11 protein-coding genes are annotated in these 13959 nt (G+C 65.6%); 7 read left to right on the top strand and 4 right to left on the bottom strand.

The genetic code is table 11. The features are described 5' to 3' along the window. Positions 1-15: 15 nt before the first annotated feature. Positions 16-639 (bottom strand): invasion associated locus B family protein, encoded by a 624-nt coding sequence (locus BXU08_RS08595; protein WP_077509683.1) that lies wholly within the window; start codon positions 637-639, stop codon positions 16-18. Positions 640-774: 135 nt separating this feature from the next. Here BXU08_RS08595 and BXU08_RS08590 point away from each other — a divergent pair, with 135 nt between their 5' ends. The 6 genes from BXU08_RS08590 to BXU08_RS08565 are packed head-to-tail and all read left to right on the top strand — an operon-like array spanning position 775 to position 7212. Next, positions 775-1869, top strand: a complete 1095-nt coding sequence (locus BXU08_RS08590) for an ABC transporter ATP-binding protein (protein WP_077509682.1) — start codon at positions 775-777, stop codon at positions 1867-1869. Beyond that, on the top strand, positions 1869-2741 hold the full coding sequence (locus tag BXU08_RS08585; protein WP_077509681.1) for a carbohydrate ABC transporter permease: 873 nt from the start codon (positions 1869-1871) through the stop codon (positions 2739-2741). Before BXU08_RS08590 ends, BXU08_RS08585 begins: the two co-directional genes overlap by 1 nt. Then, on the top strand, positions 2738-3553 hold the full coding sequence (locus tag BXU08_RS08580) for a carbohydrate ABC transporter permease (protein WP_077509680.1): 816 nt from the start codon (positions 2738-2740) through the stop codon (positions 3551-3553). The genes BXU08_RS08585 and BXU08_RS08580 overlap by 4 nt, the downstream gene beginning before the upstream one ends. After that, positions 3550-4854, top strand: a complete 1305-nt coding sequence (locus BXU08_RS08575) for an extracellular solute-binding protein (protein ID WP_077509679.1) — start codon at positions 3550-3552, stop codon at positions 4852-4854. Before BXU08_RS08580 ends, BXU08_RS08575 begins: the two co-directional genes overlap by 4 nt. 16 nt (positions 4855-4870) lie before the next feature. Continuing rightward, the gene (locus tag BXU08_RS08570; protein ID WP_077509678.1) at positions 4871-6379 is read left to right on the top strand and encodes an alpha-N-arabinofuranosidase; all 1509 of its coding nucleotides are present in this window, start codon (positions 4871-4873) and stop codon (positions 6377-6379) included. A gap of 44 nt (positions 6380-6423) precedes the next feature. Next, positions 6424-7212: a FadR/GntR family transcriptional regulator gene (locus BXU08_RS08565; RefSeq protein ID WP_077509677.1), complete on the top strand. Its 789-nt coding sequence runs from the start codon at positions 6424-6426 to the stop codon at positions 7210-7212. Positions 7213-7464: 252 nt separating this feature from the next. Here BXU08_RS08565 and BXU08_RS08560 read toward each other — a convergent pair whose 3' ends face one another. The 3 genes from BXU08_RS08560 to BXU08_RS08550 are packed head-to-tail and all read right to left on the bottom strand — an operon-like array spanning position 7465 to position 12653. After that, the gene (locus tag BXU08_RS08560) at positions 7465-8778 is read right to left on the bottom strand and encodes a sugar MFS transporter (RefSeq protein ID WP_077509676.1); all 1314 of its coding nucleotides are present in this window, start codon (positions 8776-8778) and stop codon (positions 7465-7467) included. Between the two features lie 31 nt (positions 8779-8809). Then, on the bottom strand, positions 8810-9817 hold the full coding sequence (locus BXU08_RS08555; RefSeq protein WP_077509675.1) for an arabinan endo-1,5-alpha-L-arabinosidase: 1008 nt from the start codon (positions 9815-9817) through the stop codon (positions 8810-8812). 13 nt (positions 9818-9830) lie between these two features. Continuing rightward, positions 9831-12653, bottom strand: a complete 2823-nt coding sequence (locus BXU08_RS08550; protein ID WP_077509674.1) for a TonB-dependent receptor — start codon at positions 12651-12653, stop codon at positions 9831-9833. A gap of 276 nt (positions 12654-12929) precedes the next feature. On the opposite strand from BXU08_RS08550, the gene araD1 reads away from it, so the two are divergent. Next, positions 12930-13919, top strand: a complete 990-nt coding sequence (gene araD1 / locus BXU08_RS08545; RefSeq protein ID WP_077509673.1) for an AraD1 family protein — start codon at positions 12930-12932, stop codon at positions 13917-13919. Positions 13920-13959: the final 40 nt, after the last annotated feature.

Genomic DNA, 13959 nt, shown 5'->3' with positions numbered 1-13959 from the left:
CCGCGGCGCGCGGCGTCAGCGCGGTGCGGGCGCCGGGGACGGCGTCGCCGGTGCAGCAGCGGCGCGCGGCGCAACCGGTAACGGGCTCTTGTCGAGCGCAGTCAGGCCGGCGGGAAAGTCTCTGAGCGTCACGGGCACGATGATCCGCTGGCCATTGCCGCCGGTGAAGCCGAGCTTGAGCGTCTTGCCGCCACGCAGCGCCGTCAGCAGCGCTGCATCGACCGGCGTGCCGGTATAGGCACCGTTCTGGTCGCTGGTCTGCACCGCCAGCGGCTTCTCCGGCGCCTCATCGACTTGCAGGCTGACTCCGGCGGGGAACAGCACGCCATGCGGCAGCGCGATCGTCATGCTGTGTCCCGCCTGGGGCGTGCGCTGCAGGATGACGGTCAGCAGCCGCTGCTTCTGCTCGCCGGCAAGCAGGTTCTGGACGAGGCTGCACGGTTGACTGGCGGCGGCCGGCGCCGGCGCAGGCGTAGTGCCCGCGGACGGAGCGGGTGCGCAGACCAGTTGCCAGGCAGGCCCGCTGGGTTGCACCGCCGCCGGGGCAACCGTCGGCGCCGATTGCGCAGGTTGCGCCTGTCCGGCGGAGATTCCAGCCCAGCCCGTGCTCGCAACGAGCAATGCCGCGATCGTTCCCATTTCAATCCTCCCGCTATCCCCGCAGCCTAGCCCTGATGCAGGATCGGTCAACGCCGATCTGGGAGCGCGACGAGTACCGTTGACAGGAGATGGGTTTTCCCTCCAATCATCAGACAATTATAAGGGAGAGGCTGATTGGCGGGTGTCCAGCTGGCTGAGGTCGGCAAGGCATATGGTGCGGTCACCGTGATCGAGCGACTGTCGCTCGATATCGCGGCGGGCGAGTTCGTGGTGTTCCTGGGGCCCTCGGGCTGCGGCAAGTCGACACTGTTGCGGATGATCGCCGGTCTCGAGACCACGGACACCGGCGAGATCCACATCGGCGATCGGCGCGTAGACACGCTGCCGCCCGGCGAGCGCGGCGTCGCGATGGTGTTCCAGCATTATGCGCTCTATCCGCATCTCAGCGTGCGCGAGAATATGGCGTTCGGGCTGCGCAACCAGCGCGTGCCCGCAGACGAGATCGCCACCCGCATCGCCGCGGCGTCGGCCAGCCTGGAGATCGAGGCACTGCTCGATCGCAAGCCCGGCCAGCTCTCGGGCGGCCAGCGCCAGCGCGTCGCCATCGCCCGCGCGATCGTCAAGCAGCCCGAGCTGTTCCTGCTCGACGAGCCGCTGTCGAACCTCGACGCGGCGCTGCGCGTCCGCACCCGGCTCGAACTGGCGCAGCTCCACCGCCGGCTCGGCGCGACGATGATCTTCGTGACGCACGATCAGGTCGAGGCAATGACGCTTGCCGACCGGATCGTCGTGCTCAACGCCGGCGGGATCGAGCAGGTCGGCACGCCGATGGAGATCTATCTCCGCCCGCGCACGCAGTTCGTCGCGACCTTCGTGGGATCGCCGAAGATCAATTTGCTGCCGGTTGACGTCAAAGCCGGGCCTGCGGGCGAGGCGCGCGTATTGCTGGGCGACGGGACCGTGCTCGATACCGCGGTGCCTTTTGCCGGCGTTCCGCAAGGCCCGACGACGCTGGGGCTGCGCGCCGAGACGGTGTGCGTCACTGCCGGCGACGATGCCGCAACACATGGCACCGCGGAAGTGGTCGAGCGGCTCGGCGAGCGCACGCTGATCCATACGCTGCTGAGTGACGGTTCGCGGCTGGTGGCGGAGGACGCCGGTGTCTCGGCGGTCCGCCCCGGCGATCGCGTCGGCCTCACGATCGACGCGGCGGCGGCACATCTCTTCGACGCATCCGGCCTCGGCCATCACCGCCGGGAGGCGCGCTGATGGTACGGCGCGGGGCAGGGGACTGGCGCGCTGCGCTGTTCGTCGCGCCCTATCTGCTCGTCTTCGTGGTGATGCTCGTCATCCCGCTGGCGATGGGGATGTGGCTGTCGACCACCAAGAGCGACCTGTTCGGCACCGAGCGCTGGGTCGGCCTCGCCAATTTCGTCCGGCTGTTCGGCGATGCGATCTTCCTGCAGACCGTCGCCAACACCTTCGTCTTCGTGGCGCTCACCGTGCCCTTCCTGACCCTCGCCGGGCTCGGCCTCGCTTTGGTGCTCAACCGCCAGGAGCGCTGGGCGGCGGTTTTACGCACGATCTTCTTCGCCTCCACCGTGCTCTCGGTCACCGTCGTCACGCTCGTCTGGCGCCTCGTCTTCCTCCCCGACGGCGGGCTGCTCGGGGTGACCGCCGAGGCGCTCGGCAAGACTCCGATCGCCTTTCTCAACAACGAGAAGCTCGCGATGCCCGCGATCGCGATCACCACGATCTGGTGGTGCATCGGCCTGCCGATGGTGCTGTTCCTCGCCGCGCTCCAGCAGGTGCCGCGCGATCTCTACGAAGCCGCCGCGCTCGATAACGCCACGCGCTGGACTACGCTGACGCGGATCACTTTGCCCGCGATCAAGCGGACCTTCTTCCTTGTGATCATCATCGAGGTCATCCTCCAGTTCCAGCTGTTCGGCCAGGCGCAGCTGATGACGCTCGGCGGTCCCAACAACGCCACCCGCCCGATCGTGCTGTTCATCTACGAGACCGGCTGGCGGCAATGGGAGCTTGGCTATGCCGCGGCCGCCGCCCAAGTCCTGTTCGCGATGATCCTGGTCGCCGCGATGCTCCAGTACCGCATTTCCTCGCGCAAGGAGCCGGCATGACCCGCAGCCGCCTAGCCATCGCGCTGGTCGTGCTCGCGGCGGTGCTGATGCTGGTGCCGTTGCTTTGGGTGCTGGCGCTATCACTCAAGGCCAATTCGGAGCTGATGACCGACACCGCCTCGGTATTCAACGGCCGCTACACGCTCGACAATTACCGCAATCTGTTCGGCAACGGCGCGGTGTTCCGCTGGATCGGCAACAGCCTGATCGTCTCGCTTGGCATGACCGCAGGCGTGCTCGTCCTCGCCTCGCTTGCCGGCTACGGCTTCGCGCGACTGGAATTCCGCGGGCGCGACATACTCTTCGTGATCGTGCTGCTCGGGCTCGCGGTGCCCGAACAGGCAGTGATCATCGCCCGCCACCAGATGTTCAGCTGGCTCGGCCTGCACAACAGCTATCCCGCACTTATCCTCCCCGGCCTCTCGGCCCCGTTCGGCGTCTTCCTGATGACGCAATATTTCCGCGCGATTCCCAAGGACATCGACGAGGCCGCGTTGCTCGACGGCGCCTCGCGCTTCACGATCTTCTGGCGGCTGCTTCTCCCGCTGACGATCCCTGCCCAGGCGACGCTCGGCATCTTCACCTTCCTCCACGCCTGGAACGACTATTGGTGGCCGCTGATCTCGGCGACCAACAAGGACATGTTCACCCTCACCGTCGGTATCGCCTCCACCCAGATGAACTTCGCCCAGACCGAAGGCCTTGGCTTCCTGATGGCGCAGGCCGTGTTCGCCGGCGCGCCGATGCTGATCGTGTACCTGTTCTTCCAGAAATACATCGTCCAGGCAGTCGCCGGAGCGGCGGGCAAATGAAGGCGCTCTGGCTCCTGCCGCTGGCGCTGCTCGCCGGCTGTTCGGACGCCAAGCCGAACAAGACCCGGCTGGTGATCCAGCGCTTCTTCGGCGCATGCGAGGCCGAGTACGGCCGCACCACCGACATCGCCAAGGCCGAAGGCGAATGCGGGATCATGACCGCGATGATCAATCGCTTCGAGGCCGAGAACCCCGACATCCATGTCGTCGAGAATGTCGTGTTCTGGCCCGGCTACGACCAGCTCACTGCGCAGCTTGCCGCCAACGACGCGCCCGATCTGGTGACGATGCACGGATCGGTGATTGCGGACTATCAGGCGCGCGACCTGCTCGAGCCGCTCGATGCCGACCTGACCGCGATCGGCGCCCCGCCGGCCAGCCTCACCACCGCCGCGCGCACCGCAGTGACGGTCGAAGGCCATGTCTGGGGCCTGCCGATCGATACTTGGGCGCCGCTCTGGCACATCAACATGAACCTGTTCCGCAAGGCCGGGCTGGTGCGGAACGGCAAGCCGATCCTGCCGCGCTCGCCGGAGGAACTCTACGCCCATGCACAGCAATTCCGCGAGCGTACCGGCAAACCCTATCTCGTCCAGGGCGCCGCCAACGAATATGCCGGCTTCACCCGCAACTTCTACACCTTCGTGATGCAGCAGAACGGCACGCTGTTCCGCGATGGCCACGCGACCTTCGCCACGCCCGAGGGCCGCAACGCGCTCCAGCTCTTCAAGACGATCTACGACCGCGACTTCACCACAAAGAACCAGGATTACAGCGCCGCAGTCGCCGGCTTCCTCAACGGCGATGGCGGGGTGTTCCTCGTCGGCACATGGATGGTCGGCACCTTCGACGCGAAGTCGCGCGAGTCCACCGGGGCGCTCGCCAACGGGGGCTACACGGTGATGCCGTACCCCAAGCTGTTCCAGCGCGAAGCCACCTTCGCCGACGGCCATAATTGGGTGATGCCACGCGACTCCCGCCGCACCCCCGAGGAGCGCGCCGCCGCGCTGCGCTTCCTCAAATTCTTCGCCGGCCATGCCAAGCACTGGGCGCGCACCGGGCATCTGCCGGCGTTCCAGTCAATCATCGACAGCCCGCAATGGCGCGCGCTGCCGCATCGGGGCAATCTCGCGATCCTCGCCACCACTGCCCAGCCGCTTCCCAAACAAGTGCGCCGCCAGTTCCCGCTGGAGACGATCGTCGGTACCGAGGCGGCGTCGGCGATCTCCGGCGCCAAGCCGATCGACCGCACGCTCTCCGACATGGAGCGGCGCGCGAACGAAGTGCTTGACAATCTGTGACCTCATGGAGCCCCCAATGCTCAAGTCCCGCGTAATCGCCGATCCCGCCTTCGTCGTCGCCCCGCTCGATCGGCGCGTGTTCGGCACGTTCGTCGAGCATCTCGGGCGCTGCGTATATGGCGGCATTTACGAGCCCGGCCACGCCACCGCCGACGCCAACGGCTTCCGCCGCGACGTGCTCGATCTCACCCGCGAACTCGGCGTGACGATCGTGCGCTATCCCGGCGGCAATTTCGTCTCGGGTTACAATTGGGAAGACGGAGTAGGGCCCAAGGCCGATCGCCCGGTCCGCCTCGACCTCGCCTGGGGATCGACCGAGACCAACCAGTTCGGCACCAACGAGTTCATCGACTGGTGCCGCCTCGCCGGGCTCGAACCGATGTTCGCAGTCAATCTCGGCACCCGCGGCCCCGCCGAGGCGCAGAACTTCCTCGAATATTGCAACCACCCCGGCGGCACGCAGTATGCCGATCTGCGCCGCAGCCACGGGTACGAGGCGCCGCACGACATCAAATTCTGGTGCCTGGGCAACGAGATGGACGGCCCGTGGCAGACCTGCGCCAAGACCGCACACGAGTATGGCCGCGTTGCCAAGGAAACCGCCAAGGTGATGCGCTGGACCTCGGACGGGCTCCAGCTCGCGGTATGCGGCTCGTCGGCACGCGACATGCCCACCTATGGTGCATGGGAATATGACGTGCTCGATCACTGCTTCGAGGACGTCGACTACATCTCGCTCCACCAATATTTCACGAACCATGAGGACGATGTCGCGCGCTTCCTCACCGCGATCGATGGGCTCGAGCGCTTCATCGTCGAAGTCGCCGCGATCGCTGACGCCGTCGCCGCCAAGCGCCGCAGCCCCAAGCGGATCATGCTGTCGGTCGACGAATGGAACGTCTGGTATCGCGCCCGCGCCGGCGAGCAATTACGCGGGGTCGGCTGGCCCGAAGCGCCCGCGCTGCTGGAAGAGATCTACAATTTCGAGGATGCGCTCGTCGTTGGCGGGGTGCTGCTGACGATGATCAACCACGCCGATCGGGTGAAGTCGGCGTGCATCGCCCAGCTTGTCAATGTCATCGGCCCGATCATGACCCGGACCGGCGGCCCCGCTTGGCGCCAGACGATCTTCCATCCCTTCGCCCAGGCGGCGCGCTATGGCCGCGGCAATGTGCTGCGCGCCTCGGTCGAGACCGGCAGCTTCGCCGCGGGGGACGAGACCGCGGCGCCGCTGCTGGTCCAGTCGATGCTGCACGATCCGGAGACCGGCGCGGTCACCGTCTTCGCGCTCAATCGCAGCCTCGATGCCGAGATGGAGCTGACCGTCGAACTGCGCGGCCTCGGCGAGCGCAACCTCGCCGAAGCGTTCGAGCTCCATCACAGCGATCTCAAGGCGATCAACACCGCCGAAGCACCTGATGAAGTCGCGCCCAAATCGCATCCGCGCGCCGACTTTGCCGATGGCGTGCTCAAGACTGTCCTGAAACCGCTCTCGTGGAACGTATTCGTCACGCATCCTGCATGATCGATCGGTTGTACCGGAGCCCTTGGCAGCGCTAGGATCGAGCGATGGTTGCAAAGGTCAAGACGGCGAAGCCGCTCAACGTCCGCGAACGGCGCAAATCGCTGCGCCTGCACGGGACGATCGCGCGCGATCTCGGCATCCTGATCGTCTCCGGGCGCTACAAGCCCGGCGAGATCCTCAACAACGAAGTCGCGGCGAGCGACCGGCTCCATGTCTCGCGCACTGCGTACCGCGAGGCGCTGCGCATCCTTGCGGCCAAGGGGCTGGTCGAAAGCCGCCCGCGCACCGGCACGCGAGTCAGCGATCGCGAGAAATGGCATTTGCTCGATCCCGACGTGCTGTCGTGGATCTTCGAGTTCGAGCCCGATGACGAGCTGCTGTTCAGCCTGTTCGAGCTGCGGAAGATATTCGAGCCCGAGGCCGCGGCGCTCGCCGCCGAGCGGCGCACCGACGCGCAACTCAAGCGCATGGCGGTCGCGCTGGCGGAAATGGCGAAACACACGCTTGCAGTCGAGGAGGGGCGGGTTGCCGACCAGGACTTCCACGCCGCGTTGCTCGAAGCCTCGGCAAACCCGTTCATCACTACGCTGACCACCAGCGTCAGCGCCGCAGTCGCCTGGACGACGATCTTCAAGCAGCGCAACAGCCCGTTGCGGCGCGATCCGATCCCCGATCACCAGAGGGTGTTCGACGCGATCGCCGCGCGCGATTCCGAGGGTGCGCACGCCGCAATGGCGCACCTCGTCGACATGGCGTTCCTCGACACCACCCGCAGCCGCGGCCCCAAGCTCCGCCAGCCCAAGGGCACGCGAAGCGAAGTGGTGGCGGGGTAGACCCCACGGAGGGTAGGGGGCATCGCCAAACAAATTCCCCTCCCTGAAAGGGAGGGGATTGAGGGGTGGGTTTAGCGTCGAGCGGGCTCGATGCCCGGCTCGACGCTCCGATGCTTGGCGAGGAGTCTTGTGAGCGCGCAGACGCGCGCACCCACCCATGATCGGGTGAACAGCGCCCCGCGCTGTTCAGGCCATGCTGGGAGCATGGCCGACCCGACCATCCCTCCCTGCAAGCAGGGAGGGGAGAAGACATCACTCCACCGCAGTCACTACTTCGTCCTCCAGCGCGTGGGTCACCCGCGAACCCCACAGCGCATAGAACAGCACATAGAGTTCGCAGATCGCGCAGATGATGAACGATTCCTGCAACCCATAGGCATCGGCGAACTTGCCCTGGAAATAGACCAGTGCGCCGCCCGCGATCGCCATGATCAGCAGCCCCGAACCTTCTTCGGTCAGCGGACCAAGCCCCTTGATCCCGAGCGTGAAGATCGTCGGGAACATGATCGAGTGGAACAGCCCCACCGAAATCAGCGACCACATCGCGATCGGGCCATGCGCGAAGGTGGTGATGACCATCACTACGAACGCCAGCGCGCTGGCCACCGCAAGCACCGTCTCGGCCCTGACCGAGCGCATCAGGAACGCGCCGATGAAGCGGCCGACCATCATCCCGCCCCACAGCAGGAACAGGTAGTTCCCGGCCTGCTGGTGGGTGAGGTTGCCGATGTCGGGCTTCGAGACGAAATTGACGAAGAGGTTGCCGACGCCGATCTCGGCGATCAGGTAGATCGCGATCGCCGGCACGCCGAATACGAGATTGCGATGCTTCCACAGCGAGTGGTTCTTGCGATCCTCGCGCGAGTGGCGCGAGACGGCATTGCCCATTGCGGGCAGCTTGAAGCGCGCGATCACCACCGCGAGGACGATCAGCACCACGGCGACGATCAGATAGGGCAGCTGTACCGTCTGCGCGTCGGCAAGCCGCTGCTCGAGCGTCAGCGACGCCGCGCCGCCCTCGGTCGTGCCCGAGACGCTGCGGCCGAGGATCAGATAGGCGCCGAACAGCGGGGCGAAGGTGGTGCCCATCGAGTTGAACGCCTGAACCAGGTTCAGCCGCGACGACGAACTCTCGGCCGGGCCGATGACGGCAACATAGGGGTTCGCGGCGACCTGGAGCAGCGCGATGCCCGATGCGATCACGAACATCGCAGTCAGCACGACATAATAAGAGAGCAGCATCGATGCCGGAATCATGATCAGCGCGCCGACCGCCATCACGATCAGCCCGGTGACCATCGACTTTTTGTAGCCGATCCGCTCGATGATCTTGGCCGAGGGGATCGACGCGACGAAATAGGCGATGAACCACACGCTCTCGATCAGCGTGGTCTGCGCATAGCTGAGCACCATGACGCTGCGCAGATGCGGCAGCAGCGTGCCGTTGATGACGGTGATGAACCCCCACATGAAGAAGAGCGTCGCGAGCATCGAGAGCGCGGCGCCATAGGGCGCGCTCGAGCCCGACGGGGCACCGGCACGGGGTGTAACGGGAACGGCTGGCATGGGCTGTTTCTTCTCCTGGGGTAGGCGTGTTCTAGAGTGCGACCGGCCAGCCGTCGCCCGTCCAGCCAAGCGGCTGGATGCGGAGCGTCGGCACGCCGCGCGCTTGCGTATCATAAGCGTGGTATACGATGTAATCCTGCTTTGGCTCGCGCAGGATCGCGACATGGCCCGGCCCGACGAAGCGTCTGCTCCGGTCCAGATCGGCATGCAGCACGATCAGGCCGCCGCCCTCGGTCAGCTTCTTGCCCTTGCGGTCCAGATACGGCCCCTTGGGATCCTTCGAGCGGCCGACCACGGTGTAGTAGGTGCTCTCCGCCCGGCGGCAGCAAAAGTCGTAGGACGCGAACAGATAATAGAAGCCGCCGCGGCGGATCACGAACGGCGCCTCGACTGCGCCGGGGCTCGGGCGGCGTGCGATCGCATGGACCTTGGTGTCGGCCGAGCGCAGGCCGGTCTTCGGATCGAGCCGGACCAGCTTGAGTCCCGACCAGAAGCTGCCGAATGCCATCCATTGGCCGCCCTTGTCGTCGGCGAAGATGTTGGGATCTATTGCATTGAAATCGTCGCGCTGGTCCGATGCGATCACTTGTCCCCGATCGGTCCACACCGGCTTTTCGAGCGAAGGCGTCGTCACCAGCCCGATCGCCGAGCGGTTCTTCCCGAAGGTCGAGACCGAATAATAGACGCGGTATTCGCCCCCGGCGAAGAACGCGTCGGGCGCCCAGATACCGCGCGCGCCGGGCACCGCGTCCTTCACCCATGCCGGCATCTCGGCGAACACCGGGTGCGAACGCGTCCAGGTTGCCAGATCCTTCGAGCTGCGGATGTGGATCAGCCCCTTGCCGTCGCGCTCCTGGCTGGTGGTGAACAGGTAATAGGTGTCGCCCTGGCGGAGGATCGCCGGGTCGTGGATCGGGGCGATGTCCCCCGTGAGGCGCGCGTTGAGCGATGCCGGCGCAGACGGGGCGGTCTGCGCCGGCACCTTCGCTCCCGAAGCGCCGATAAGGAGCGCCGGGAGCAGGAGGCAGACGATGCGGATGCGTTCCCTCCGGTCAGTCGAACGAGTAGCGCAGGCCGAGCGCGAAGGTGCGGCCGAGAACCGACGTGCCGAAACTGTGCGTGTCGGGTCCGCCCGCGTCGCCGAATGCGTAATAGGATTGGCTGAGCTCTTCGGTGAGGTTCACCGCGTCGAGCGTGACCGCCAGCCGCCGGTTGACCTTGGCCGTCAGCTGGAGATCGAGGCTCTTTTCCGGGCGGCGCCAGATGCCGATCGGATTGGCGAACAGCGAGGCCTCGTTGTTGTTGAGGAATTCCTTGCGCCACACATAGGAGAGCCGCGCGCCGACCGGGCCGTTATCATAGGCGAGCGTGACGTTGTACGACAGGTCCGACACGCCGAAGAACGGCGTCTCGACTTCGCCGGTCACCGTTCCCGACGCATCCTGGATCGGGATGTTCTGCTTCGAATCGAGGAAGGTCACGCTGCCCTGCACGCCCAGGCCATTAAGCAGGCCGGGGAGAGTGGGGAAGTAGACCAGGCCGATTTCGGCGCCCTTCAGTACGCCTTCCGATGCGTTGGTCGGGCGGTTGATGATGAAGGTGGTGGTGTTGAGCCCGGTGCCGGTGACCTGTTCGATGCTGCGGAACGGCACGACCAGCCCGTCGATCTCGCGGCGGAACAGCGTGGCGTAGATCGCGCTGTCATTCTCGAAATACCATTCCAGCGCGGCGTCGTAATTGGTCGCGCGGGTCGGGGCGAGGTCGGGATTGCCGCCGCTGCCCGAGCCGTAGCCGACATTGGTCAGGTCGCCGGTGAGGTTGAGATTGGGGTTGAGGTCGACGAAGTTCGGGCGGCGCAGCGTCTTGCCGTAGTTGAAGCGCAGCCGCAGATTGTCGGTGATGTCGTAGCGCAGCGTCGCGCTCGGCAGGAACTCGTCGGTGGTCGCCGAGGCACCCGTCGCGGCGCCGCTGATCGCGTCGAGGAAGTTCATGTCGGTCTTGACGTTGACGTAGCGCACGCCGGCCTGGACCCGCAGTGGCCCGAGCTCGAAATCGCCCTGGAGATAGGCCGCCCAGGTCGTCTCGTCGATGTTGAAATTCTCGTTGAGCGTCAGCGCGTCGCTGGTCTGGATGCCGGGGTCGACCGTGCTGCGATAGAGCGACCGCACGTCGTCGGCATGGTCGAACAGATAATAGCCGTTGGCGACCACCCAGCTGCGCGGCACGTTCGAACGGCCGTCGAAGAATGGCTTGTTGTAGAAACGGAAGCCCGGATCGAGCGAAGCGAAGGGCCGATTGAGCGACGGGGCGTCCTGCGCGCGCGAAGCTTCGCTGGCATTGCGCTTGTCATACCGGACGCCAAAACTGATCGTCTTGAGAAACGCACCGACATCATAATCGCCGTCGATCGTGCCGGTCCAGGCATTGCCCTTGTTGCGATTGGCGTTGTCGTAGAGCTCGCCGACCGTCCATTGCGCCGGATCGCGCAGCAGCACATTGTTGTCGAACTGGAAGGCAGTGATGCCGCCGCCCTGGTTAAAATCGACGAACACCGAATTGGCCACGCGGGTGGTGCGCATCGCCAGGAATTCGGTGTTGAACTCGCTCTTCTGATAGGCCGCGTCGGCGGCGAGCTTGAGGCGGTCGCCGATGCTCCACTTGCCGCTCAGCGCATAGACGAAGCTGTCGGTGCGCTGCTTGGTCGCATCGCCGCTGTTGAATTCGAACGGCGCGCCGACCGTGCGGGTCTTCATGATGTTGGTGTCGGGGAAGAGCGTGAAGCTGCCCGCCGGGTTGGGCCCGAGATTTCCCCACCAGTCGACGAAGGTGAAGAACAAATTGTTGAACGTCGTGTTGCGATACCCGTCCCAGAAAAACTCGAACGTATATTCGGAGCTTTCGTTGGGCGCCCATTGCAGCGCGGCGTTGACTGCCGGCCGCTCGCGCTCGCCATAGAGGTCGCTCATGAACACCGCGTCGCGCGAGAGATAATAGGGCACGTTCGCGCCGTTGATCGCCAGCGTCGAGCCGGGAGCAGTCGGGAGGCCGGGCTGCAAGCCGGGGATCCACAGCTGCTGACCCGGCGCGCGCCCGTCGGTCGGCTGGATGCGCTCCAGCGGGGTCCAGCCGGCGGGCGGGGCTGTCGCGGTGGCGAAGGGCACCATCGCGCCCGCGGTCACGCTCTGGTCGCGGTACTTGGTCTTGGCGTAGCTGACATTGACCAGCACGCCGATATCGCCGGCGCCGGTCGACCAGCGGTTGCTGAGCAGTGCGCTCACGTTGGGATTAAACGTGTCGGCCTGCTCGTTGTAGATGCCGCGCGCCGAGGCGGAGAAAGCGAAGCCGTCGAAATCGAGCGGGCGGCGCGTGAACACGTCGACTTGGCCGGCGATGCCAGTCTCGATCTGCTCGGCGGCGCGGGTCTTGTAGACGTCGATCCGCCGGACGAGGTTGGCGGGGATGTCCGCCAGCGCGAACTGGCGGCCCGAGGCTGTGAAGATGTTGCGGCCGTTCCAGGTGGTGGTGATGTCGGAGAGGCCACGGATCGAGATCGCCGAAGCCTCACCGCCGGTGCGGTTGGTCACCTGGATGCCGGTAACGCGCTGGAGCGCTTCGACGACATTGTTGTCGGGGAGCTTGCCGACATCCTCGGCCACCACCGATTCGATGATCTGGGTGGCGTCGCGCTTGTTCTGCAATCCTTCGATCAGGCTGGCGCGGACGCCAGTGACGACGATGTCGTCCTGGGTCTGCTGGTCGAGCGTATCCTGGGTTTCCTGCGATGTGACCGGGTCGGTTTGTGCTGCGGCGGGCGCCGCCAGCGACGTCAGCGCGACAAGCGACGCCGAACAGAGAATCCTGCGCTTCAGAGCCATTGCTTTTCCCCTCTCCTGTCGCGCTCCCCGATGGGTTGGCCCATTCTGAAGAAAACGCGTCGTGATTAGTCAGACAAAAATACGAAAGCTTCCAGATCGTGCAAGCGCTTTGTGGTGACCGGTGTCAGTCCTGAGCCAAGTGACGAGGAAGACACGTCTTTTCTCCCGCCCTTGACGTGGCGCGCTGGACGGCTAGCCGGGGTGGCAAGGATTGATTGCGCCGAGGAGCGCATATAAGTCTGACTAATATTCGAATCGGAAGAGGATCCCAAGATCATGGCGTTCAGGCTCGTGCAGTTTCGTAATTCGGCAGGCGAGCGGGGCGTCGCGGCGTTCCTCGAAGACGGCGCCGCGGTTCGGCTGAACGGCGTGTCCACCACGTACGAACTGGCGCTCGCCGCGCTCCGCGAGGGTGCATCGCTGGAGAGCGCGGCGCGTGCGCGGGCAGGCGAGGCGGTGGACCTGACGGCGGCGGAAGCCGAGGGCCGGCTGCTCGGCCCGATCGACCATCCCGATGCCGCGCATTGCTACGTCACCGGCACCGGGCTCACCCATCTCGGCTCGGCCGAGGGGCGCGACAAGATGCACAAGGCCGCGGCCGGCGGCACGCTCACCGATTCGATGCGGATGTTCAACATGGGCCTCGAAGGCGGCAAGCCGACCGACGGCCAGCCCGGCGTCCAGCCCGAATGGTTCTACAAGGGCGACGGTTCGTCACTGGTCGGCCCCGGCGAGCCGCTCCCGTCGCCGCATTTCGCGCTCGACGGCAGCGAGGAGCCCGAGATCGCCGGCATCTATATCATCGACGATGAAGGCCGTCCGCGCCGCCTGGGCTTCGCGCTCGGCAACGAATTCTCGGACCATATCACCGAGCGTGGCAATTATCTCTGGCTCGCCCATTCGAAGCTGCGCCATGCCTCGCTCGGCGCCGAACTGCTCGTCGGCGAGCTTCCGGCCGACGTCCGCGGCACCAGCAAGATCGTCCGGGGCGGCGAAACGCTCTGGGAGAAGCCCTTCCTCTCGGGCGAGGCGAACATGTCGCACGCCATCGCCAATCTCGAGCATCACCATTTCAAATACGGGCTTTTCCGCCGCCCCGGCGACCTTCACGTCCATTTCTTCGGCACTGCGACGCTGTCGTTCGCCGACGGCATCAAGACCGAGGAAGGCGATGTCTTCGAAGTCATCGCCGCGCCGTTCACGCTGCCGCTGCGCAATCCGCTCAAGACCGTGCCGGGCGGGGAGGCCAGCGTAATTCCGCTTTGAGTCGCGTTCCGACTCGGATTAATAAGACAAATCAAGATTC

This window comes from Sphingomonas sp. LM7 (assembly GCF_002002925.1).
In the GTDB taxonomy this organism is placed as follows: Bacteria; Pseudomonadota; Alphaproteobacteria; order Sphingomonadales; family Sphingomonadaceae; genus Sphingomonas.
The sequence above is the reverse complement of the archived record's forward strand: the minus strand, read 5'-3'. Positions and strand labels throughout refer to the sequence as shown.